This is a genomic window from Cupriavidus necator (assembly GCF_016127575.1).
In the GTDB taxonomy this organism is placed as follows: Bacteria; Pseudomonadota; Gammaproteobacteria; order Burkholderiales; family Burkholderiaceae; genus Cupriavidus; species Cupriavidus necator_D.
Window position 1 is genome coordinate 872,818 of sequence record NZ_CP066018.1, and the last position, 20,359, is coordinate 893,176.

General features: G+C 68.1%; 22 protein-coding genes. 16 read left to right on the forward strand and 6 right to left on the reverse strand.

Going from position 1 to position 20,359, the window contains the following annotated elements:
- Window positions 1-990 precede the first annotated feature (990 nt).
- The 7 genes from I6H87_RS04000 (at window position 991) to I6H87_RS04030 (ending at window position 6,347) form a co-directional block, all read left to right on the forward strand.
- Entirely contained in the window at window positions 991-1,611 is a 621-nt protein-coding gene (locus tag I6H87_RS04000; RefSeq protein WP_010812258.1) for a MotA/TolQ/ExbB proton channel family protein, read from the forward strand.
- A 21-nt stretch (window positions 1,612-1,632) separates the two neighbouring features.
- On the forward strand, window positions 1,633-2,064 hold the full coding sequence (locus I6H87_RS04005; protein ID WP_011614599.1) for an ExbD/TolR family protein: 432 nt from the start codon (window positions 1,633-1,635) through the stop codon (window positions 2,062-2,064).
- 150 nt (window positions 2,065-2,214) lie between these two features.
- Window positions 2,215-3,318 (forward strand): tetraacyldisaccharide 4'-kinase, encoded by a 1,104-nt coding sequence (gene lpxK / locus I6H87_RS04010; protein ID WP_010812256.1) that lies wholly within the window; start codon window positions 2,215-2,217, stop codon window positions 3,316-3,318.
- A complete protein-coding gene (locus I6H87_RS04015) occupies window positions 3,299-3,505 on the forward strand; it encodes a Trm112 family protein (RefSeq protein ID WP_010812255.1) in 207 nt (68 codons plus the stop codon). The genes lpxK and I6H87_RS04015 overlap by 20 nt, the downstream gene beginning before the upstream one ends.
- Before the next feature lie 9 nt (window positions 3,506-3,514).
- Entirely contained in the window at window positions 3,515-4,324 is an 810-nt protein-coding gene (kdsB, locus tag I6H87_RS04020; protein ID WP_010812254.1) for a 3-deoxy-manno-octulosonate cytidylyltransferase, read from the forward strand.
- A gap of 382 nt (window positions 4,325-4,706) precedes the next feature.
- The gene (adk, locus tag I6H87_RS04025; RefSeq protein ID WP_010812253.1) at window positions 4,707-5,372 is read left to right on the forward strand and encodes an adenylate kinase; all 666 of its coding nucleotides are present in this window, start codon (window positions 4,707-4,709) and stop codon (window positions 5,370-5,372) included.
- A 216-nt stretch (window positions 5,373-5,588) separates the two neighbouring features.
- Window positions 5,589-6,347 (forward strand): 3-hydroxyacyl-CoA dehydrogenase, encoded by a 759-nt coding sequence (locus I6H87_RS04030; RefSeq protein WP_011614598.1) that lies wholly within the window; start codon window positions 5,589-5,591, stop codon window positions 6,345-6,347.
- 18 nt (window positions 6,348-6,365) lie between these two features.
- Here the strand turns inward: I6H87_RS04030 and I6H87_RS04035 are convergent, their stop codons facing one another.
- Window positions 6,366-7,178 carry an MmyB family transcriptional regulator gene (locus tag I6H87_RS04035; RefSeq protein ID WP_010812251.1) on the reverse strand — a complete coding sequence of 271 codons (813 nt, stop codon included), beginning with the start codon at window positions 7,176-7,178 and terminating at the stop codon, window positions 6,366-6,368.
- Between the two features lie 155 nt (window positions 7,179-7,333).
- On the opposite strand from I6H87_RS04035, the gene I6H87_RS04040 reads away from it, so the two are divergent.
- On the forward strand, window positions 7,334-8,113 hold the full coding sequence (locus I6H87_RS04040) for a class I SAM-dependent methyltransferase (RefSeq protein WP_011614597.1): 780 nt from the start codon (window positions 7,334-7,336) through the stop codon (window positions 8,111-8,113).
- 15 nt (window positions 8,114-8,128) lie between these two features.
- On the opposite strand, the gene I6H87_RS04045 is transcribed toward I6H87_RS04040, so the two are convergent.
- Window positions 8,129-9,046 carry a LysR family transcriptional regulator gene (locus I6H87_RS04045; RefSeq protein WP_010812249.1) on the reverse strand — a complete coding sequence of 306 codons (918 nt, stop codon included), beginning with the start codon at window positions 9,044-9,046 and terminating at the stop codon, window positions 8,129-8,131.
- Window positions 9,047-9,149: 103 nt separating this feature from the next.
- Here I6H87_RS04045 and I6H87_RS04050 point away from each other — a divergent pair, with 103 nt between their 5' ends.
- Window positions 9,150-10,175 carry a bile acid:sodium symporter family protein gene (locus I6H87_RS04050; protein ID WP_011614596.1) on the forward strand — a complete coding sequence of 342 codons (1,026 nt, stop codon included), beginning with the start codon at window positions 9,150-9,152 and terminating at the stop codon, window positions 10,173-10,175.
- A gap of 56 nt (window positions 10,176-10,231) precedes the next feature.
- Here I6H87_RS04050 and I6H87_RS04055 read toward each other — a convergent pair whose 3' ends face one another.
- Complete coding sequence (locus tag I6H87_RS04055) at window positions 10,232-11,734, reverse strand: N-acetylmuramoyl-L-alanine amidase (RefSeq protein ID WP_010812247.1); 1,503 nt, start codon at window positions 11,732-11,734, stop codon at window positions 10,232-10,234.
- A complete protein-coding gene (tsaE, locus tag I6H87_RS04060; protein WP_010812246.1) occupies window positions 11,728-12,240 on the reverse strand; it encodes a tRNA (adenosine(37)-N6)-threonylcarbamoyltransferase complex ATPase subunit type 1 TsaE in 513 nt (170 codons plus the stop codon). The genes I6H87_RS04055 and tsaE overlap by 7 nt, the downstream gene beginning before the upstream one ends.
- 16 nt (window positions 12,241-12,256) lie before the next feature.
- Here tsaE and queG point away from each other — a divergent pair, with 16 nt between their 5' ends.
- Entirely contained in the window at window positions 12,257-13,462 is a 1,206-nt protein-coding gene (queG, locus tag I6H87_RS04065; protein ID WP_010812245.1) for a tRNA epoxyqueuosine(34) reductase QueG, read from the forward strand.
- On the opposite strand, the gene I6H87_RS04070 is transcribed toward queG, so the two are convergent.
- Window positions 13,459-14,352 carry an AEC family transporter gene (locus I6H87_RS04070; RefSeq protein WP_010812244.1) on the reverse strand — a complete coding sequence of 298 codons (894 nt, stop codon included), beginning with the start codon at window positions 14,350-14,352 and terminating at the stop codon, window positions 13,459-13,461. The two genes, queG and I6H87_RS04070, sit on opposite strands and share 4 nt — an antisense overlap.
- A gap of 187 nt (window positions 14,353-14,539) precedes the next feature.
- Here I6H87_RS04070 and I6H87_RS04075 point away from each other — a divergent pair, with 187 nt between their 5' ends.
- The 6 genes from I6H87_RS04075 (at window position 14,540) to plsY (ending at window position 19,038) form a co-directional block, all read left to right on the forward strand.
- A complete protein-coding gene (locus I6H87_RS04075) occupies window positions 14,540-15,211 on the forward strand; it encodes a chalcone isomerase family protein (protein ID WP_231881378.1) in 672 nt (223 codons plus the stop codon).
- 103 nt (window positions 15,212-15,314) lie between these two features.
- Entirely contained in the window at window positions 15,315-16,283 is a 969-nt protein-coding gene (locus tag I6H87_RS04080) for a tripartite tricarboxylate transporter substrate binding protein BugE (RefSeq protein ID WP_010812242.1), read from the forward strand.
- Window positions 16,284-16,389: 106 nt separating this feature from the next.
- Window positions 16,390-16,869, forward strand: a complete 480-nt coding sequence (locus I6H87_RS04085; RefSeq protein WP_011614593.1) for a methylated-DNA--[protein]-cysteine S-methyltransferase — start codon at window positions 16,390-16,392, stop codon at window positions 16,867-16,869.
- On the forward strand, window positions 16,866-17,804 hold the full coding sequence (xerD, locus tag I6H87_RS04090) for a site-specific tyrosine recombinase XerD (RefSeq protein ID WP_010812240.1): 939 nt from the start codon (window positions 16,866-16,868) through the stop codon (window positions 17,802-17,804). Before I6H87_RS04085 ends, xerD begins: the two co-directional genes overlap by 4 nt.
- Before the next feature lie 23 nt (window positions 17,805-17,827).
- Window positions 17,828-18,319, forward strand: coding sequence for an aminoacyl-tRNA deacylase (locus I6H87_RS04095; RefSeq protein WP_010812239.1), 492 nt, complete (start codon window positions 17,828-17,830; stop codon window positions 18,317-18,319).
- A 110-nt stretch (window positions 18,320-18,429) separates the two neighbouring features.
- On the forward strand, window positions 18,430-19,038 hold the full coding sequence (gene plsY / locus I6H87_RS04100; protein ID WP_011614592.1) for a glycerol-3-phosphate 1-O-acyltransferase PlsY: 609 nt from the start codon (window positions 18,430-18,432) through the stop codon (window positions 19,036-19,038).
- A gap of 29 nt (window positions 19,039-19,067) precedes the next feature.
- Here plsY and I6H87_RS04105 read toward each other — a convergent pair whose 3' ends face one another.
- Window positions 19,068-20,339 carry an ATP-binding protein gene (locus I6H87_RS04105; RefSeq protein WP_010812237.1) on the reverse strand — a complete coding sequence of 424 codons (1,272 nt, stop codon included), beginning with the start codon at window positions 20,337-20,339 and terminating at the stop codon, window positions 19,068-19,070.
- Window positions 20,340-20,359: the final 20 nt, after the last annotated feature.

Sequence of the window (20,359 nt, forward strand, 5' to 3'; positions counted from 1 at the left end):
CCTCCCCCGAAAGGCGCATGGGTTCGTGCAACCCTTTGATTCTTATGAGCTTTACGCGTAAAACAAAAATTAGGCAATATAACCAATTCTCTTTTGCATCAATCACTTACAAAGTGCCCGGCAGGCTTGTTCACAAAGTTATCCACAGCTTCTCTGGATAAAACGGGCCGCAAACCACACTTTTCCAGCACAAGTGGCCCCAACCCCGCTTGCGGTCCCATGGAAAGCGACCAACGCGGCGCGTGGCGTATCGCAGCGTTGCCGGCCGTCCGCGGCGCAGCGTCCATGCTGCATTTGCACAATTTCTGAGCAGGACCCTGTGAGGCTATAAAAATCAATGGGTTAACCGGCTTCTCCCGGATTTGTCCACAGGCCGTCCACAGTGCTCTCCCTGCGGAATGTGGAAAAATCCGGTTTTTGTCCTGCCTGCCGCCACATCGACCGCGCGCTGCACTGATACACCCCTTTGCCTGTTTTTTAAGCAATCCATGGTGCCACCTTATAAATCAACGACTTAGATGACCTCTCAGGCAGCTTTCCACAAGCGCTCCACAATCCTGTCCCGGCGCTGTGTGGAAAGCCGCACCGCAAGGTGCGCCAGCACACCGACGCGCCTCCTCAGGTTGTGGAGAGCGGTGCCTGGCTGCGTGCACCATGCGCCGCAGGGCTTGCGGCGGGCATTTGCACAAAATTTAGGCAGGAACATCTTTGCCCTTATGGATCAATGTGTTAGCACGCTTGTCAGGCGGCTTTCCACAATCGATCCACAACACTGTCCCGCTTTGCTGTGGAAATGGACCGGCACGAGCGATGCGTGGCCGAGACAGCGCCGGGTGCCGTCTTGCCGTGCGACAGGGCGCAGGTTAGAGTGGCGCCTGATTTTTCAGAGCAATGCCGGAGCGCGCGCCGCCAGCGGCCAGACGCGCATCAAGGCATGCCGTCCAGGTGGTTTGGGGTTTTGTTATTCGGTTGTCGATCCCGGGGGTCCAATTGTTTTCCATCATTCAAGCGGCCGGCTGGCCGATCTGGCCGCTGTTGCTCGCCTCGGTCATCGCGCTGGCGCTGATCGTCGAACGTTTTCTTACCCTCAAGCGCAGCAGGGTCCTGCCCGCCAGGCTCTATGAAGAGGCGCTGGCGGCCGCGCAGCAGCGCCGCGCCACGCCGGAAGTGGTCAACACGCTTGAGCAGAACTCGCCGCTGGGCCGGGTGCTGGCCGCCGGGCTGCGCCACGTGGTGCTGCAGCCGCACACCTCGCGCGATGCCGCCAAGGACGTGGTGGAGGAAGCCGGCCGCGTGGTCGCGCATGAGCTCGAGCGCTACCTGAACGCACTCGGCACGATCGCCTCGGTGGCGCCGCTGATGGGCCTGCTGGGCACGGTGATCGGCATGATCGAGATCTTCGGCAGCCAGGGCGGCACCGGCGCCAGCCCTGAACAGCTGGCGCACGGCATCTCGGTGGCGCTGTACAACACCGCCTTCGGCCTGATCGTGGCAATCCCGGCGCTGATCTTCTGGCGCTACTTCCGCCGGCGCGTGGATGACTACGTGGCCGAGCTGGAATTCCGCGCCACGTCGTTCCTCGACGCGATCCTGCCGCAGCGCCGCGCCTGATCGCCGAACGGAACGAACGCCATGCACTTCCGTTCCCGCCAGCGGCGCGAAGAGCCGGAGATCAACCTGATCCCGCTGATCGACGTGCTGCTCGTGATCCTGATCTTCCTGATGATCACGACCACCTACTCGCGCTTTACCGAGCTGCAGATCCAGCTGCCCACCGCCGACGCCGAGCGCGCCCAGCAGCGGCCGCAGGAGATCGTGGTGTCGGTGTCATCGCGCGGGGTCTACTCCGTCAACAGGCAGGTGATGGAGCAGAAGGACGTCACCAGCCTGGCCGACCAGTTGCGCGCCGCCTCGGGCACCAACTCCGGTGGCCAGCCGCCGGTGGTGATCGTCAATGCCGACGCACAGGCCAGCCACCAGGCCGTGATCAACGTGATGGAGGCCGCGCGGCTGGCCGGGCTGTCGCGCCTGACCTTCGCCACGCAGAGCGCGCAGCCGCGCTGACCCCGGGCGCCGTGGCGCATGCGGCCGGCGGGCTTGCCGCATGCGCTGTGCAATGCCCATAATGGTTGAGCCGCCTGCGCCCCCAGGGAGCGAAGCCGCGGGCGCACTACAATCCCATCCCAACCACCGACTCCACCGCCCGCCGCGCCCATGCCCGTTCCCCGACATGCCCTTGCCGACTTCGTGACCGCCCAGTGGCAACGCCGCGGCTGGTTCGCGTGGGCGATGCTGCCGTTCTCGCTGCTGTTCGGGCTGATCGCGCGGGTGCGCCGCCATGGCTACCAGCGCGGCTGGTTCAAGTCGACGCGGCTGCCGATGCCGGTGGTGGTGGTCGGCAACGTGACCGTGGGCGGCACCGGCAAGACGCCGGCGGTGATCGCGCTGGCACAAGCGCTGACCGAGGCGGGACTGCGCCCCGGCGTGGTGTCGCGCGGCTACGGCGTGGAACTCAAGCACCCGCGCCGCGTGAAGCCGACATCAAAGGCGTCCGACGTAGGCGATGAGCCGCTCCTGATTGCGCGCGCCACCGACGTGCCGGTCTGGGTCTTCCCCGACCGCGCGCTGTGCGCGCAGACCATGCTGGTATCGCACCCGGGCGTCAATGTGCTGCTGCTCGACGATGGCCTGCAGCACTACAAGCTGCAGCGCGACTTCGAGATCGTGATGTTCGACTCGCGCATGGGCGGCAACGGCCTGCTGCTGCCGGCCGGCCCGCTGCGCGAGCCGCTTTCGCGCCCGCGCGACGCGACCCTGATCAACGACCCCAACTTCCGCGCCACGCCCGACCGCCCCGGCATGTACGGCATGCGGCTGGAGCTGGACGATGCCTGGCAGCTTGCCGACCCCACCATGGCGCGGCCGGTCAGCGCCTTTGCCGGCCGGCGCGTGCTGGCCGCGGCCGGCATCGGCAACCCCGAGCGCTTCTTCGCCAGCCTGCGCGGCGCGGGCCTGACACCGAAGACGCTGCCGCTGCCGGACCACTATGACTTTGTCGCCGACCCGTTCGTCGACCATCCCGACGCGCTCGACGCCGACGTGATCCTGATCACCGAGAAGGATGCCGTAAAATGCGAGCGCTTCGACGACCCCCGCATCTGGGTCGTCCCCACCAGGCCCGTGATCGATGCCGGCCTGATCGAAAAAATCCGCCGCGCCGTGCTGGCGCAAATCAAACCCGCGCCGACCGCGCCGGCGACCACGCCCGGCGCCGCAGGGCGCAACGAGGAACACCGAGATGGACAACCGGCTGCTTGAAATCCTGGTCTGCCCGCTGTGCAAGGGCAAGCTGGAATACGACCGCGCCGCGCAGGAGCTGATCTGCCACGCCGACAAGCTGGCGTACCCGATCCGCGACGGCATCCCCGTGATGCTGGCCGACGAGGCCCGCCAGTCGGTGCCGGGCCGCGCGGTCAACCCGGACGGCCCTGCCTCCGGCAACTGAGTGCGCGCCATGACCGTCCCTGCGTTCACTGTTGTCATTCCCGCGCGGCTCGCTTCGACGCGCTTGCCTGACAAGCCCCTGGCCGATATCGGCGGGCGTCCGATGATCGTGCGCGTGGCCGAACGCGCGCATGCGTCGTCGGCGCAGCGCACCGTGGTCGCCACCGATGCGCCCGCGGTGGCGCAGGCCTGCGCCGCGCACGGCATCGAAGCCGTGCTGACCCGCGCCGACCACCCTTCCGGCACCGACCGCCTGTCTGAAGTGGCCGCCCAGCTGGGGCTGGCCGACGACGCCATCGTGGTCAATGTGCAGGGCGACGAGCCGCTGATCGAACCGTCGCTGATCGACGAGGTGGCGCTGCACCTGGCGCACCACGCCGACTGCGCCATCGCCACCGCGGCGCATCCGCTGCAGGACATCGCCGAAGTCTTCAATCCCAATGTGGTCAAGGTGGTATGCGACGCCGCCGGCCGCGCACTGTACTTCTCGCGCGCACCGATCCCGTGGGCGCGCGATGCCTGGTCGGGCGTGCCGGCCGTGCCCGCGGCGCTGGCACAGGTGCCGCTGCCCGGCATGCCGGTGCTGCGCCATATCGGGCTGTACGCCTATCGGGCGGGCTTCCTGCGCCGCTTCCCGACGCTGGCGGCGGCGCCGCTGGAGCAGACCGAGGCGCTGGAGCAACTGCGCGCCATGTGGCATGGCGAGCGCATTGCGGTGCTGCAGACCAGCGCCGCGCCGGCCCCCGGGGTCGACACCCCGGCCGACCTGGAACGGGTGCGCGCGCTGTGGGCGCAGTCGATGGCCCAGGAAGGGCCCTGACCAAACCGCCGGAAAGTGACCCGCGCGGGCGCCTGCCCGCTCAGGTTCATACAGCTGCAACCTGAACCAGGGGGCGGATTTCGGGCCGATTTGGCGCCGCCTCATGGCATAATGCTTGCCGATACAGAGCCGCCCGGCCGGCATGCGCAAGCGTGCCTCCGGCCAAGGCTCGGTGGGGAGATAAAGATAGAGCCCGTCCGGTGTGCCGCGCCGCCATCCCCCTGGCAGCCGCCGCCGGCCGTATGCGTGGGTACGCCTGAGCAGTGCCCGCGCTGAACGCAGTCAGAACGCATCAGGACCGCAGTAAGTCCTGCGTCAAGTTACGGCGTTACCCTCCTTCTGATCTCCCGCCATACAGATTAAAAACTCTGAGGACCCGTAAATGCGTTTGATCCTGTTGGGTGCGCCCGGCGCCGGCAAAGGCACGCAAGCCAAGTTCATCTGCGAGAAGTTCGGCATTCCGCAAATCTCCACGGGCGACATGCTGCGCGCCGCGGTAAAGGCCGGCACCCCGCTGGGCGTAGAAGCCAAGAAGGTCATGGACGCGGGCGGACTGGTGTCGGACGACATCATCATCGGCCTGGTGAAAGACCGCCTCAAGGAAGACGACTGCAAGAACGGCTACCTGTTCGACGGCTTCCCGCGCACCATTCCGCAGGCCGAGGCGATGAAGGAAGCGGGCGTGGCAATCGACTACGTGCTGGAAATCGACGTGCCGTTCGACGCCATCATCGAGCGCATGAGCGGCCGCCGCGTGCACGTGGCCTCGGGCCGCACCTACCACGTCAAGTACAACCCGCCCAAGACCGAGGGCGTGGACGACGAGACCGGCGAGGCGCTGATCCAGCGTGACGATGACAAGGAAGAGACGGTCAAGAAGCGTCTTGATGTCTATTCGCAGCAGACGCGTCCGCTGGTGGATTACTACTCGGAGTGGGCTGCCAAGGGAGATGCCTCGGCCAAGGTGGCGCCGCCTCAGTATCGGAAGATCCTGGGGGTGGGTAATGTCGATGAGATTACTGCGCGGGTGTTTGAGGCGTTGAAGTAATCGTTTCGACTGCTCAGTTTTATGCGTCATGAAAGCGGCCTTTGGGCCGCTTTTGTTTTGGCGATTGAATGGGGTCGCGCCTGGCAGGGATGGTTTCTGGCTTGGCGCCTAGCAAACCCACCCCTTGCACATCCCCCACCACCCCGTAAAATACCGCCAACGAATTGACGTTTACGTAAACGGCAACAAATACCCAATCCAAGGAGACAAGCCCAAATGCAAATCCAAGGCAACGTATTCATCGTCACCGGCGGCGCCTCGGGCCTGGGTGCAGGCACCGCCCGCATGCTGGCCGAAGCCGGCGCCAGGGTCGTGATCGCCGACCTGAACGAGTCCGCCGGCCAGGCACTGGCAACTGAACTGGGCGGCCAGTTCGTCCGCTGTGACGTCACCTCCGAAGCCGACGGCCAGGCCGTGGTAGCGGCCGCCCAGGCACTGGGCCGGCTCTCCGGCATCGTCAACTGCGCCGGCATCGCCACCGCCAACAAGACCGTCGGCAAGAACGGCCCGCATCCGCTGGAAGCCTTCGACAAGACCATCCGCATCAACCTGGTCGGCACCTTCAACATGATCCGCCTGGCCGCCGCAGCCATGGTGCAAAACACCCCCGACAGCGAAGGCGAGCGCGGCGTGATTATCAATACTGCCTCGGTGGCGGCCTTTGACGGCCAGATCGGACAGGCCGCCTATGCCGCATCCAAGGGCGGCGTGGTGGCGATGACGCTGGCGATCGCGCGCGACCTGTCGCGCGACGGCGTGCGCTGCATGACCATCGCCCCCGGCATCTTCGAAACGCCGATGCTGCTGGGCATGCCGCAGGAAGTGCAGGACGCGCTCGGCAGGATGGTGCCGTTCCCGCCGCGCCTGGGCCGCCCGGCTGAATACGCCAAGCTGGCCCGCTCGATCATCGAGAACACCATGCTCAATGGCGAAGTAATCCGCCTGGACGGCGCGATCCGGATGCAGCCCAAGTAAAGCCCCGGCGCTGCCCGCTCAGCCGGGCAGCAGCATTACCAGCATCAAACCGGGCGCCGCCGCCGGCACCAGCGTCAGCTGCTCGAACTGCAGCGCGCCCTGCTGCGGATGGTGAAAGCCGCGGCGGCCGCCCTCGCGGTCTTCCACGTCCTGCGACAACCAGGCATCGCGGAAGGCCGCGCTCTCAGCCATCAGCCCCTCGATCAACGTACGCGTCGGCGCCTCGTCCGCATGGCGGATGCTGTGCGCGCGGAATTCCGCCACCAGCCGTGCCGCGCGGTGCGGCCAGTCTTCCACCAGCGCCATCAGCCCCGGCGACACGAACATCGCGCGCAGCAGGTTGCGCTCGGCGCTGGCGGCATCGAGCCAGCCGATAAACAGGTCCGCGGCGGCGTCGTTCCAGGCCAGCGCGGTCCATTGCCGGTCGAGCAGGTAGGCCGGCCCGCCGATGGCATGCACGCTGGCCAGCACCACCGGCGGCACGGTTTCGTCCGCGGCCTGCTGCGGGTCGCGGCGGCCCGCCAGTTCGAACAGGTAGGCGCGCTCGGCGCGCGACAGCCGCAGCGCGGCAGCCAGGCTGGCCAGCGCGCGTGCCGACAGCGATACCGGCCGCCCCTGCTCCAGCCACGTCACCCAGGTCGCGCTCAAGCCCGCCAATTGCGCGACTTCCTCGCGGCGCAGGCCGGGGGTGCGGCGGCGCCGGCCCGGTGCGAGCCCGACATCGGCCGGCGCCAGCCGTTCACGGTGCGCACGCAGGAAAGCGCCCAGCACGGATTCGCGCGACGATGGCGATGCAGACGGGACAACAGCGGGATCGGCAGACAAGGGCATGACAGGCTGGTGCCGCTTATACCAGGATAAATCGGTAACTTGTACCGGGAAAACTGCCCGCCTACAGTATGCCGAACCCGCCTCGCGGGCAAGTCCCCTCCCCCAACAAAGAAGGCCGCCCGCCGATCTGGGCGTGGCCCAAGGAGCCCAGCACCATGCAACAGCAGGAACTCGTCGCCGCCCAGTTCGGCGCCACCGCCAGCGCCTACCTCACCAGCGCCGTCCACGCCAGCGGCGCGGACCTGCAGCAACTGAAAGACGAACTGGCCGCGCTGATCCCCGCAGCCAACCGCCCGCGCAGCCGCGTGCTGGACCTGGGCTGCGGCGCGGGCCATGCCAGCTTCGCCGCGGCAGCGATTGCGGGCGAAGTGACGGCTTACGATCTGTCGGCGGACATGCTGGCTGTGGTCGAGGCCGCGGCGCGCGAGCGCGGGCTGGCCAATATCCGCACGCGCCAGGGCGCTGCCGAGCAGCTGCCGTTCGACGATGCCAGCTTCTGCGCGGTGGTCTCGCGCATGAGCGCGCACCACTGGCGCGACGTCCCGTCGGCACTGGCCGAGATCCGGCGGGTGCTCAAGCCCGGCGGCAAAGTGGTGCTGATCGATATTGCCGGTGCGCCGGATCCGCTGCGCGATACCTGGCTGCAATCGGTGGAACTGCTGCGCGATCCCTCGCACGTGCGCGATTACACGCCGGCGGGGTGGCAGTCGATGTTCGAGGCGGCAGGCTTTGGCGCCGATGGCATCGCCGTATCGGACATCTGGCGCATCGGCATCGAGTTCGACAGCTGGGTCAGGCGCATGCGCACCGCGCCGGTGGCCGTGGAGGCCATCCGCCACCTGTGGCAGATGGCGCCTGCGGAAGTGCGCGCGCACTATCGCGTACAGGCCGACGGCAGCTTTGAACTGGAAGCGGTGATGGTCACCGCGCGTTGACAGAGTGTGACCGGGTCAGGCCGCGGCGCTCATTGCGGGCGCCTCGGCGCGCACGGTCAGGCGGCGCACCAGGTCCCACACCGCCGCCGCGGCCGGCGACAGTGAACGGTCCTCGCGCCGGACCATGACGATGCTGCGCTCCTCGCACGGCACCAGCGGGCGCCACACCAGCGGCGACGCCGCCGGCAGCGGCAGCGAGAACGACGGCAGCACCGATGCGCCGATGCCGGCCTCGACCATGCCGAACACGCTCGCCGAGTGGCCCAGCTCCTGCACCACCAGCGGCACCACGCCATGCCGGCCGAACACGCGGTCGATCAGCGGCCGGCTGCCGGAGGCAAAGTCCAGCAGCACCAGTTGCATTCCATGCAGCGCCGCCCATGGCACCGAAGGCGACTGCGCCAGCGGATGGTCGCGCCGGCAGACAAAGCAGAACGGGTCGGTCGCCACCGGCTCCACCACCAGCCCGTCGCGCACCAGCGGATCGATCAGCACGCCAAAGTCCACGGCGCCGGCGCGCACCTGCTCCAGGCCGTCGGCCTGCACGTTGTCACGCACGGTCAGGCGGATCTCGGGGTACTGGGCGGCGCAGGCGGCCACGTACAGCGGCATCAGCCGGGCCGAGATCGTCGGCGCACCAGCTATCACTACGCGACCGCGATAGCGTTCACCAAGCTGGCGCGTCTCTTCCAGCGTGTCGTCGAGCTGCCCGAGCAGCCGCTCCAGCGCTGGCGCCAGCGCGTGGCCGGCCTCGGTCAGCACCACCTCGCGCGTGGTGCGGTCCAGCAGGCGCACGCCAAGTGCCTCTTCCAGCTCAGCCACGCCGCGGCTGACCGCAGGCTGGGTCAGGCCGACCACATCGGCGGCCCGGCTGAAGCCGCCGGTATTGGCCACGGCCAGGAAGACGCGCAACTGGCGCAGTGTGTAATTCATGCAACGGCCGGATAAATAGATTCTATAAATGAATTTGCATTCTAGACTTGGCTGGCGTCCAATACTAGGCAAAACCCTAACATCGCAGGATCCACCCGCAGTCATGTCTCGCATTGTCCGCAAGCTCAAGAAACTTTATGACCTGATCGACCGCTTCGTTCTCGTCATGTTGACGGCCATCGCCATTGCGCTGGCCGCCCCTGAAATCGGCGCCGGCGACGGCCCGCTGCACCTGGGCGTGGTGACCAGCCTGGGCGTGGCGCTGGTGTTCTTCCTGCACGGCGCGGCGCTCTCGCGCGACAAGCTGGTGTCGGGTGCCAAGCACTGGCGCCTGCATGTGTTCGTGCAGACCTTCACCTACGTGGTGTTCCCGGTGGTGGGCGTGCTGCTGATGCTGTCGCTGCGCAATACGCTGCCGCCGGACCTGCTGCTGGGCGTGTTCTTCCTGTGCGCGCTGCCGTCGACGGTATCGTCGTCGGTGGCCATGACCTCGATGGCGCGCGGCAATGTGTCCGGAGCGATCTTCAACGCCACCATCTCGGGCCTGATCGGCATGCTGGTCACGCCGCTGCTGATGGGGCTGGTGATCAGCGCCAGCGGCGCCTCGATGCCGCTGGGCAAGGCGCTCACCGGCGTGGCGCTGCAACTGCTGCTGCCGTTCGCGCTGGGGCAGATGCTGCGTCCGCTGATCGGCAGCTGGCTGGCGAAAAAGAAGCACATCACCAACAAGATCGACCGCGGCGTGATCGTGCTGATCGTCTATTCCTCATTCTGCGATGCCACCGCCCAGGGCCTGTGGCACCAGTACCAGTGGCAGACCATCGGCGCAGTGATGCTGATCGCCGCGGTGCTGCTGTTCGTGGTGCTGGGCTTTACCACGCTGACCGCGCGCCGCCTTGGCTTCTCTGTCGAGGACGAGATCACGGCGGTGTTCTGCGGCTCCAAGAAGAGCCTGGCCAACGGCATCCCGATGGCCAAGATCCTGTTTGCCGGCCATCCGGCGCTGGGCCTGCTGGTGCTGCCGCTGATGGTCTATCACCAGCTGCAGCTGATCGTGTGCTCGGTGATCGCGTCGCGCTATGCCGACCGCGATGCCTTGCAGGAGGACCAGGCCGCGGCGCGGGCCTGAGGCACGCAGCCATGAAAAAACCGGGGCATGCCCCGGTTTTTTTGTGCCCGCCAGACTCACACTGACGGATTCTTCGACAGCGGCGGATTGCGCGCGAAGTACGACCGGATCCCCTTCAGGATGGCATTGGCCAGCTGCTCCTGGTGCGCGTTATCGTTGAGCTTGCGCTCTTCTTCCGGATTGCTGATAAAGGCCGTCTCGATCAGGATCGACGGGATATCCGGCGCCTTCAGCACCGCAAACCCGGCCTGCTCGACGCTGCCCTTGTGCAGCTTGTTGATGCCGCCGATCTCGCCCAGCACGGCCTTGCCGACCTGCAGGCTGTCATTGATCTGCGCGGTGGTGGACAGGTCCAGCAGCACGCGCGCCACCTGCGCATCCTTGTTGCCCATGTTGGCGCCGCCGATCAGGTCGGAAGCGTTTTCCTTGTTGGCTAGCCAGCGAGCCGCGGTACTGGAGGCGCCGCGCTCGGACAGCGCGAACACTGACGCGCCGCGTGCCTCGGGCGACAGGAAGGCATCGGCGTGGATCGATACGAACAGGTCGGCCTGCACCCGGCGCGCCTTCTGCACGCGCACGTTCAGCGGCACGAAGAAGTCGGCGTCGCGCGTCATCATCGCGCGCATATTGGGCTGGGCATCGATCTTGGCGCGCAGGCGGTGCGCGATCTGCAGCACCACGTCTTTCTCGCGCGAGCCGGCGGCGCCGATCGCGCCCGGGTCTTCGCCGCCATGGCCGGGATCGATCGCCACGGTCAGCAGGCGGCGCATCTTGAAGGGCCGTTCGGCAGTGGGATTGTCGCGTGCGACCGGCGGCACCACCGGGGCATTGGGGCTCGGCACCGGCGGTGCCGACGGCCTGGGCCGGGCCGAGGCCACCGGCGGCGGCAGCGGCGCGGTGGTGGGCGGCACCTCGCCCTTCTCGTCGAAGCGGCGCACCAGCGCGCCGATCGCGTCTTCCTCGGCACCGGCCGGCGCGCCGGCGATGCCATCGTTGCCCGGCGCCGGGTCCGAGGTGGCGAAGCGGCGCTGCTTTTCCTCGGTGTCGCGCACCAGCTTCCACAGCGGATCGGGCGGATTGACCGGGTACAGGTCGAACACCAGGCGGTTGCGGTAGCTGCCGATCGGCGCCAGCGTGAACACCTGCGGCGCCACGTTTTCCTTCAGGTCGAACACCATGCGGACCACGCGCGGGCGGTTCTGGCCGACGCGCACGGTCTGGATATAGGGGTCGTTCGGGGTGATCTTGGCCACCAGCTCGCGCAGCGTGGGCGACAGGTCCAGGCCGTCGATGTCCACCACCAGCCGGTCGGGGTCGCGGATCATCTGGTGCACGGCGGCCAGCGGGGAATCGGATTCGATGGTGACGCGGGTGTAGTCCTCGGCCGGCCATACGCGCACCGCGACGATGCCGGCGCCAAACGCGATCTGCGGGCCGGCCAGGGTCAGCACGGCCGTGCCCGCGCCCAGCTTCAGTGCCTGCGCCATCCATTTGCGGCGCGCCTGCAGCAGGCCGTCGGGTCCATCGGGGCGGTCGGTGGCAAGTCGCTTGATCAGCATGCGTTCAGCAGGGTAAGTCCAGTGTGAGTATAGGCGCGCATCGTCGCGATCCGCCGCTCGCCGGCATCATCCGCCCCGGCCATGTCCGATTGGAGCAACATATGGAGATCCGGTTCCCCGAGCAGGCGGCCGGCCTTTTCCGGCCACTCGACCAGGTTGAAGGCCGGTTCGGCGAAGCAGTCGCGAAAACCCGCGTCGATCCACTCTTCGGGATCGGCAAAGCGGTACAGGTCGAAGTGGTAGACGGTCAGCGGCGAGCCGTCGGCGCGGGCCACCTCGTAGGGCTCGCACAGCGTGTAGGTGGGGCTGCGGACCTTGCCCGCATGGCCGAGCGCGCGCAGGATCGTGCGCGTCAGCGTGGTCTTGCCGGCGCCCAGGTCGCCGGACAGCTGCACATGCACCGTGCGCGGCGGCATGGCCTGCACGGCGGCGGCCAGCGCGGCGCCCAGGCGCGCGGTGGCGGCTTCGTCGGGCAGCGTCAGGGTGCGTTCTTCGAGCAAGGGCATTGCGTACAATTCAGGGATGATCGACCGAGTCGCCCCAGGGCAGGCAGATGCGCCACCTACCCCCGTTCCCGGCACCGCCGCCCACCTGGCCGCGGGCCCCGGGGAACTTGCGGCACTGGCCGCGTCGATCCGCGCATGGGGCGCGGAACTGGGCTTTGCCTCGGTGCGCATCGCCGATGTCGACCTCAGTCATGCCGAGCCGGGGCTGATGGCGTGGCTGGCGCAGGGCTACCACGGCGACATGGATTATATGGCGAACCACGGCCTGCGGCGCGCCCGGCCGGCCGAACTGGTGCCCGGCACCGTGCGCGCGATCGTGGCGCGGATGCCGTACCTTCCGGCTGCCGGCGCGCAGGCCGGCGCCACCGACTGGCGCCGGCACGAGCTGGCGCGGCTGGACGATCCGGCCACGGCGGTGGTGTCGCTGTATGCGCGCGGCCGCGATTATCACAAGGTGCTGCGCAGCCGTTTGCAGCAGCTGGCCAGCCGGATCGAGGCCGAAATCGGAAAATTCGGCTACCGTGTCTTTACCGATTCCGCACCCGTCATGGAAGTGGCGCTGGCCAGCCAGGGCGGGCTCGGCTGGCGCGGCAAGCATACGCTGCTGCTGGACCGCGACGGCGGCTCGATGTTCTTCCTGGGCGAGATCCTGGTCGACATCCCGCTGCCGGCCGACGCCCCCGAGTCCGGCCACTGCGGCAACTGCCACCGCTGCCTGGACATCTGCCCCACGCGCGCCATCGTGGCGCCGTACCGGCTGGACGCGCGCCGCTGCATCTCCTACCTGACCATCGAGCACAAGGGCCCGATTCCGGTGGAGTTCCGCGCGCCCATGGGCAACCGCGTCTACGGCTGCGACGACTGCCAGCTGGCCTGCCCGTGGAACAAGTTCGCGCATGTGGCCATGGTGCCGGACTTCGACGTGCGCAACGGGCTCGACGCGCCCGACATGGTGGCGCTGTTCCAGTGGACCGAAGCGGAATTCAACCAGCGGCTCGAAGGCAGCCCGATCCGCCGCATCGGCCATGAGCGCTGGCTGCGCAACCTGGCTGTGGGTCTGGGCAACAGCCTGCGCGCGGCGCTGTCGGGCACGCGCGCCGAAGACGCGGCCCTGGCCGCGCGCATCCGCGCAGCACTGCTGGAGCGGCGCGAGAGCGCCACGCCGCTGGTGCGCGAGCATATCGACTGGGCCCTGGCCCAGGGCGGCCCGCCGCCGGACTAGCTGACCAGCGCCAGCCACAGCGGCGTGGTCACGATCGCCGCCACCGTCATCAGCGAAATCGTCGCCGCCACCATCGGCCCGTTGCCGCCCATGCGCACCGCCAGGATATACGCGCTGGAGGCCGTGGGCAGCGAGGCATACAGCACCACGATCTGGTACTGCAGCGCGGTCAGCGGCAGGTGCCGCCCCACCAGCCAGGCCACGCACGGCATCGCCAGCAGCTTGACCCCGGTCCACCAGGCCACCGGCCCCGCGGTGCCGGTGGCACCGCTCATCTGCAGCCCGGCGCCCACCGTCATCAGCCCCAGCGCGGTCGAGGCCGAGCCCAGCCGGTTCAGCGTCATGCCCAGCACCTCGGGCGCATGCAGCCCCATCAGGTTGGTGAGCAGGCCGCCGGCAGTGGCCAGGATCAGCGGGTTGCGCGCCAGCTCTTTCCACAGCGCGGTCTGGCCGTGCCGCGCCAGCGCCCACACCGCCGCCACGTTGCACAGCGGCACCGTGCAGCCGACGATCACCGCCATCAGCGCCAGCCCCTCGGAGCCGCCCAGGCGCGAGGCCAGCGCCAGCCCGATATAGGAATTGAAGCGGAACGCGGTCTGCAGGCCCGAGGCAAAGCTCAGCGCATCCGGCCGCAACACCCATTTGACGGCGTAGCCGCCGGCCATGCCGGTGGCCATCACCAGCAGCGCCAGCCCCAGCATGGCCGAGGTCGACGAGAAATCCAGCACCGCGGTATTGGTCGACTGCAGCAGCAGCGCCGGGAACAGCACGAAGTAGACCAGGCGCTCCACCCCGCCCCAGAAGGCACGGTCGAACGGGGTATACCGCACCAGCAGCCAGCCGATGAGGATCAGGCTGAAGTCCGGGACCAGCAGGAGAGCAGAAGACATTTATCGTTGTTTTGGTGGCGGTGGCATGACGCGGCAGCTGCCCTGCGGGCCGTCGCGCGGGATTGCGGCGGCGGTGGCGGGGGGTAGATAACGGCAAAAAACCGTAATGTGCGGACTAGGGCAGATACGGATAGGTATTTTTCCAGATTTAGGCCAGCATGGCATGCCAAGTTGTACGCCTGCCGCCATGTTGTCCCGCACCCGGTCCGCGCCGTCGCGCCCGGACACCCACCTCCGAGCCCCCTTCCGCCCTGGTCTGCACCCGGGCCGCTGCCTGCGCCTGGCCGCCGTGCTGGTGGCGCTGTGCGCCGCCACGGCCGCGGGCGCCGTACCGGTGCCGGCACGCTCGGTGGAAATCGAAGGGATACGTTTTGACGATGCGGCGCGCGTGGGCGGCAAGGAACTGCAGCTCAACGGCACCGCCCTGCGCGCGGGCTTCCTGGCCAAGGGCTACGTGGCCGCCCTGTACCTGCAGGAGAAAGCCCGCAACGCGGCCCTGGTGCTGGGCACGCCCGGCGCAAAGCGGCTACAGTTGCGCATGCTGCGCGAGACCGAACCGCCGGACGTCGTGCGCGCCATCCGCCAGGGTATCCGCAACAACCACAGCGAGCAGCAGATGCAGGGGCTGGCCACGCGGCTGGTACAGTTCGAGCGCACCCTGGGCGAGGTCGGCACCGCGCACAAGGGCGACGTGATCAACCTGGATTTTTCCCCGCAGACGGGGACCGTCATCGCCATCAACGGCACGCCTCGCGGCCGGCCGATCCCCGGCGAAGACTTCTACCAGGCCGTGCTGCGGGTCTTCCTGGGCGAGCGCCCGGTCGACGCCGAGGTCAAGCGCGGGCTGCTGGGCGGCTGACACAATTACGCTGCCGGCGCACGGCCCCACCTGTGGCACGGCGACGGCTTCTTTTCTTCCGGGCGGCACCCTGCCCGGATTTCCTGACGGGAGACATGATCTCATGCAAGCTGGCAAACTCGCACTGACCCTGGCCCTGGCCGCCGCCGCCACCGCGGCGCAGGCCCAGAGCTACCCCACCAAGCCGATCCGACTGATCATTCCGTTCGCACCCGGCGGCACCACCGACATCGTCGGCCGCGGCGCCGCGGACCAGATGAGCCGCATCCTGGGCCAGCCCGTGGTGGTGGAGAACCGCGCCGGCGGGGGCGGTTCGATCGGTGCCGACGCGATCGCCAAGGCCGCGCCGGACGGCTACACCATCGGCATCTCCACGGTCTCGACCATGGCCGTGAACCCGGCCTGCAACCCCAAGCTGTCGTACGACCCGATCAAGGACTTCAAGCCCATCACCAACCTGGCCAACGTGGCCAACGTGATCGCCGTGAACCCGAGCTTCCCGGCCAAGGACTACAAGGAGTTCCTGGCCGTGCTGAAGGCCAACCCGGGCAAGTATTCGTACGCCTCGTCGGGCACCTGCGGCTTCGGCCACATGCTGGGCGAGCAGTTCAAGGTCTCGACCAAGACCTTCATGGTCCATATCCCGTACCGCGGCGCGGGCCCGGCGCTGAACGACGTGCTGGCCGGCCAGGTGCCGATCATGGTGGACAACCTGCCCTCTTCGATCCCCTACATCAAGGCCGGCAAGCTGCGCCCGATCGTGGTGGCCTGGAACAAGCGCCTGGAATCCATGCCCAACGTGCCGACCTTCGGCGAAATGGGCCTGAAGGAGCCGAACGACCCGGCCTGGTACGGCCTGGTGGCGCCGGCCGGCACGCCTGACGACGTCATCAAGAAGCTCAACGAGGCCGCCGTCAAGGCCCTGCAGGACAAGGACTTCCAGCAGCGCCTGCGCACCGCCGGCGCCGAGCCGTCGGGCAACACGCCGGCGCAGCATGCGGCCGAGATCAAGAAGGAATTCGACAAGATGAAGAATCTTGTGAAGGTGCAGAACATCAAGCTGGAGCAATGATCCGGCCGGTGTGACGCCACCCGCAAAGGGCCGCCGCGAGGCGGCCCTTTTTTCTTGCCCGCGCCAAAAAGCACTAAAATCCAGCATTCGCCCCAGCCTGACCGCCATGCCCGCCACCTATGACGCCATCCTCCCCGCCCCCTTCGGCAAGATCGGGGTGCGCACGGACGGCGCGCGCATCCGGGCCATCGTGTACCTTCCCGGGCACGTCGAGGCGCGCGCCCCGGCGGACGCGCTGACGCAACAGCTCGCGGCGCAACTGGAGGCCTACTACGCCAACCCCGACGCCGCCTTCGACCTGCCGCTGGCCCCGGCCGGCAGCGACTTCCAGCAGCGCGTGTGGCAGGCCATCAGCGCGGTGCCGCGCGGCGCGGTGACCACTTATGGCACCATCGCCGAGGCCATCGGCGCGATGCCGCGCGCGGTGGGCCAAGCCTGCGGGCAGAACCCGTTCCCGATCGTGATCCCCTGCCATCGCGTAGTCTCGGCGCGCGGCATCGGCGGGTTCTCGCCCCATGCCGAAGACGGCTTCTACCTCGACGTCAAACGCTGGCTGCTGCGCCATGAGGGCGCCATGCTGATATGAGCGGCGCCGCCCAGGCACCTGACATCGCCGCCGCGCCCAGCGACGCCGACGTGGCACTGGTCAGCCGCTTCTGCGACGCGCTGTGGCTGGAAGACGGCCTCTCGCGCAATACCATCGATGCCTACCGGCGCGACCTGACGCTGCTGGCGCGCTGGTTGCAGCATGAGCACCGCGGCGAGTTGCCGGGCGCGGACGACGGCGCGCTGTCGGCCTACTTCAACGCACGCCACACGCAGAGCCGCGCCTCGTCGGCCAACCGTCGCCTGGCGGTGTTCCGCCGCTTCTACCAGTGGGCGCTGCGCGAACACCTGGTCGAAGCCGACCCCTGCCTGCTGCTGCGCCCCGCCAAGCAGCCGCCGCGCTACCCCAAGACCCTGACCGAGTCCCAGGTCGACGCGCTGCTCGAAGCGCCCGACACCGACACGCCGCTGGGGCTGCGCGACCGCACCATGCTGGAACTGATGTACGCCAGCGGGCTGCGCGTGTCGGAGCTCACGCAGATGAAGACCATCGAGATCGGCCTGAACGAAGGCGTGGCGCGCGTGGTCGGCGGCAAGGGCGACAAGGAGCGGCTGGTGCCGTTCGGCCAGCAGGCCGGCGACTGGCTGCGCCGCTACCTGGCCAGTGCGCGCCCCGCGCTGCTGGCCGGGCGCGCCTGCGACGCGCTCTTTGTCACGCAGCGCGGCGAAGGCATGACGCGGCAGGCGTTCTGGCACCTGATCAAGCGCCATGCGCGCGATGCCGGCGTGCACGCGCCGCTGTCGCCGCACACGCTGCGGCACGCCTTTGCCACGCACCTGCTCAACCACGGCGCCGACCTGCGCGTGGTGCAGCTGCTGCTGGGCCACGCCGATATTTCCACCACCCAGATCTATACGCACGTCGCCCGCGAACGCCTGCGCGAGCTGCACCAGCAGCACCATCCGCGCGGCTGAACAAGCGGGCGGCGACCACTGTCATGAGCAAGACCAGGCACGTATCAGAAACCCCCGCGACGCAGTACCTGCGCAAGCATGGCGTCGCCTTCGGCGAGCATCCGTATGACTATGTCGAGCACGGCGGCACCGGCGAATCGGCGCGCCAGCTGGGCGTTCCCGAGCACGACGTGATCAAGACCCTGATCATGGAAGACGAGCGCGCGCAGCCGCTGGTGGTGCTGATGCACGGCGACTGCTCGGTCTCGACCAAGAACCTGGCGCGCCAGGCCGGCCGCAAGAGCGTGCAGCCGTGCAAGCCCGAGGTGGCGCAGCGCCACAGCGGCTACATGGTGGGCGGCACCTCGCCCTTCGGCACGCGCAAGCGCATGCCGGTCTACGTCGAATCGACCGTGCTGGAGCTGGCGCGCATCTATATCAACGGCGGGCGCCGCGGCTACCTGGTCAGCGTGGACCCGAAGCTGCTGCCCATGCTGGTGGACGCCCAGCCGGTGCAATGCGCACTGCCTGACTGAGAGCCCCCGCACAAACCGAGGCAAGCCTCGATGCCAATCCGGAAAGTCACGGACGTAGCGAGGCCCCTGCCGCGCTACAATCGCGCCAGCCTGAAAACACCCCACTACACATGGCCAATCTGCTATTCGCCCTCGCCGCCTACCTGATCGGCTCCGTTTCCTTCGCTGTGGTCGTCAGCAAGCTGATGGGCCTGCCGGACCCGCACTCCTATGGCTCCGGCAATCCCGGCGCCACCAACGTGCTGCGCACCGGCAACAAGAAGGCCGCCATCCTGACGCTGATCGGCGATGCCCTGAAGGGTTGGCTGGCGGTATGGCTGGCCGCGCGCTTCGGGCCGGCCTACGGGCTGAACGAAACCGGCCTGGCCATGGTGGCGCTGGCGGTCTTCCTGGGGCACCTGTTCCCGGTGTACCACCGCTTCGCCGGCGGCAAGGGCGTGGCCACCGCGGCCGGCATCCTGCTCGCCATCGACCCGATCCTCGGCCTGGGCACGCTGGCCACGTGGCTGATCATCGCGTTCTTCTTCCGCTACTCGTCGCTGGCGGCACTGGTGGCGGCGATCTTCGCGCCGTTCTTCCATGTGCTGATGAACGGCGTGGATGTGATGACGGGGGCGATCTTCGTGATCAGCGTGCTGCTGATTGCTCGGCACCGGCAGAATATTGCCAAGCTGCTGGCCGGGAAGGAAAGCCGGATCGGGGAGAAAAAGAAGGTCTGAAAACGGCCTGAGGCAGCCCTGACGCCGGCTCAGGCCTCGGCTGCCCCGAACAGCATCTCCACCCGGAACCCGCCACCATCGGCATTCACCAGGTTCAGCTTCCCACCCGCCTGCCGCACCAGCCGGTCCACGATCGCCAGCCCCAGCCCGGAATGCGCATTGCCGCCCCGGGCCGGGTCCAGCCGCACAAAGGGCAGCGTGGCGCGTTCCTTGTCATCCTCGGGAATGCCGGCGCCCTGATCCTCCACCACCAGCAGGTAACCCTCCGGCGTGCGCGCGGTCGCGATGCATACCGGCGGCTTGCCATACGCGTAGGCGTTGTCGACCAGGTTGCCGACGATCCGGTCCAGCTGCGTGGCGATCATGCGGAAGCCCTCGCCCGCGCCCAGCGACAGCACCACCTGGCGCTCCTGCTCGGCCAGCGACGCGGCCAGCTCATTGACGCGCCGGTCCACCGGCACCGGGCGCGCGGTCGACTCGCTGGTCTGCGCGAAGCTCAGGAACTGCTCGACGATGGCCGACATGGACTCGACGTCGCGCGTCACCCCCGCGGCGGCCTTGGGATCGGCCAGCATCTCGGCGCGCAGGCGCAGCCGCGCCAGCGGTGTCTTCAGGTCATGCGCGATGCCGGCCAGCATGGTGTTGCGCTCCTGGTCGATGCGCGCCAGGTCGGCCACCATGCGGTTGAAACGCTCGATCAGCTGGCGCAGCTCATGCGGGCCGCGCTCGCGCAGCGGCGGCACGGCGTGCTGGCGCGACAGCAGCTCTGCCGCATTGGCCATGTCGCGCACCGGCCGCTGGATCTGCCAGGCGATCAGCACGGCAAAGACGATGGCCACGCCCACCACCAGCATCACGCCAGGCACCAGCCGGTTGTCAGGCGGCGGATTGTGGACCCAGAGGATCGGCATGGCGATCCAGCGGGCCCGGCTGGGCAGCTTGATCCAGATGCGCGGCGTGGTCTCGTCCTCCAGCCGGATCTCGGTGCCCTGCGGCAGCCTGCCGATGAACTGCTCGACCAGCCGGCGCGAGCGCCCGCCCTTGGGCACGACGGCATGCTCTTCGGCGTCGGCCGTGTTGGCTGTCTCAACCAGGCTGGGCAGCTTCGCCGGCGGACGCGCGTCGAGCGCGCGCTCGATGCTGTCGAGCTGGAACAGCATCTGCTCGACTGAATAGTCCACCTGCTGCTGGCGGCGGTCCATGCGCAGGATGGCCAGCCATGAGAAATGGCTGATCACAAGCACGGCGGCAATCAGCAGCGCAATGCGGCCGAACAGGGTGTCGATACGTCGCAACTTCATCGGAAAGCAGGCTCTGGTGG

What these genes read in the sequence shown, in the direction of transcription:
- I6H87_RS04080 (WP_010812242.1), top strand. Translation starts at nt 15,315, where the DNA reads ATGCAAGCTGGCAAACTCGCACTGACCCTGGCCCTGGCCGCCGCCGCC.
- I6H87_RS04105 (WP_010812237.1), bottom strand. Translation starts at nt 20,339, where the DNA reads ATGAAGTTGCGACGTATCGACACCCTGTTCGGCCGCATTGCGCTGCTG.
- I6H87_RS04005 (WP_011614599.1), top strand. Translation starts at nt 1,633, where the DNA reads ATGCACTTCCGTTCCCGCCAGCGGCGCGAAGAGCCGGAGATCAACCTG.
- queG (WP_010812245.1), top strand. Translation starts at nt 12,257, where the DNA reads ATGATCGACCGAGTCGCCCCAGGGCAGGCAGATGCGCCACCTACCCCC.
- I6H87_RS04055 (WP_010812247.1), bottom strand. Translation starts at nt 11,734, where the DNA reads ATGCTGATCAAGCGACTTGCCACCGACCGCCCCGATGGACCCGACGGC.
- tsaE (WP_010812246.1), bottom strand. Translation starts at nt 12,240, where the DNA reads ATGCCCTTGCTCGAAGAACGCACCCTGACGCTGCCCGACGAAGCCGCC.
- adk (WP_010812253.1), top strand. Translation starts at nt 4,707, where the DNA reads ATGCGTTTGATCCTGTTGGGTGCGCCCGGCGCCGGCAAAGGCACGCAA.
- lpxK (WP_010812256.1), top strand. Translation starts at nt 2,215, where the DNA reads ATGCCCGTTCCCCGACATGCCCTTGCCGACTTCGTGACCGCCCAGTGG.
- kdsB (WP_010812254.1), top strand. Translation starts at nt 3,515, where the DNA reads ATGACCGTCCCTGCGTTCACTGTTGTCATTCCCGCGCGGCTCGCTTCG.
- I6H87_RS04015 (WP_010812255.1), top strand. Translation starts at nt 3,299, where the DNA reads ATGGACAACCGGCTGCTTGAAATCCTGGTCTGCCCGCTGTGCAAGGGC.
- I6H87_RS04050 (WP_011614596.1), top strand. Translation starts at nt 9,150, where the DNA reads ATGTCTCGCATTGTCCGCAAGCTCAAGAAACTTTATGACCTGATCGAC.
- I6H87_RS04075 (WP_231881378.1), top strand. Translation starts at nt 14,540, where the DNA reads ATGTTGTCCCGCACCCGGTCCGCGCCGTCGCGCCCGGACACCCACCTC.
- plsY (WP_011614592.1), top strand. Translation starts at nt 18,430, where the DNA reads ATGGCCAATCTGCTATTCGCCCTCGCCGCCTACCTGATCGGCTCCGTT.
- xerD (WP_010812240.1), top strand. Translation starts at nt 16,866, where the DNA reads ATGAGCGGCGCCGCCCAGGCACCTGACATCGCCGCCGCGCCCAGCGAC.
- I6H87_RS04085 (WP_011614593.1), top strand. Translation starts at nt 16,390, where the DNA reads ATGCCCGCCACCTATGACGCCATCCTCCCCGCCCCCTTCGGCAAGATC.
- I6H87_RS04040 (WP_011614597.1), top strand. Translation starts at nt 7,334, where the DNA reads ATGCAACAGCAGGAACTCGTCGCCGCCCAGTTCGGCGCCACCGCCAGC.
- I6H87_RS04070 (WP_010812244.1), bottom strand. Translation starts at nt 14,352, where the DNA reads ATGTCTTCTGCTCTCCTGCTGGTCCCGGACTTCAGCCTGATCCTCATC.
- I6H87_RS04045 (WP_010812249.1), bottom strand. Translation starts at nt 9,046, where the DNA reads ATGAATTACACACTGCGCCAGTTGCGCGTCTTCCTGGCCGTGGCCAAT.
- I6H87_RS04095 (WP_010812239.1), top strand. Translation starts at nt 17,828, where the DNA reads ATGAGCAAGACCAGGCACGTATCAGAAACCCCCGCGACGCAGTACCTG.
- I6H87_RS04030 (WP_011614598.1), top strand. Translation starts at nt 5,589, where the DNA reads ATGCAAATCCAAGGCAACGTATTCATCGTCACCGGCGGCGCCTCGGGC.
- I6H87_RS04035 (WP_010812251.1), bottom strand. Translation starts at nt 7,178, where the DNA reads ATGCCCTTGTCTGCCGATCCCGCTGTTGTCCCGTCTGCATCGCCATCG.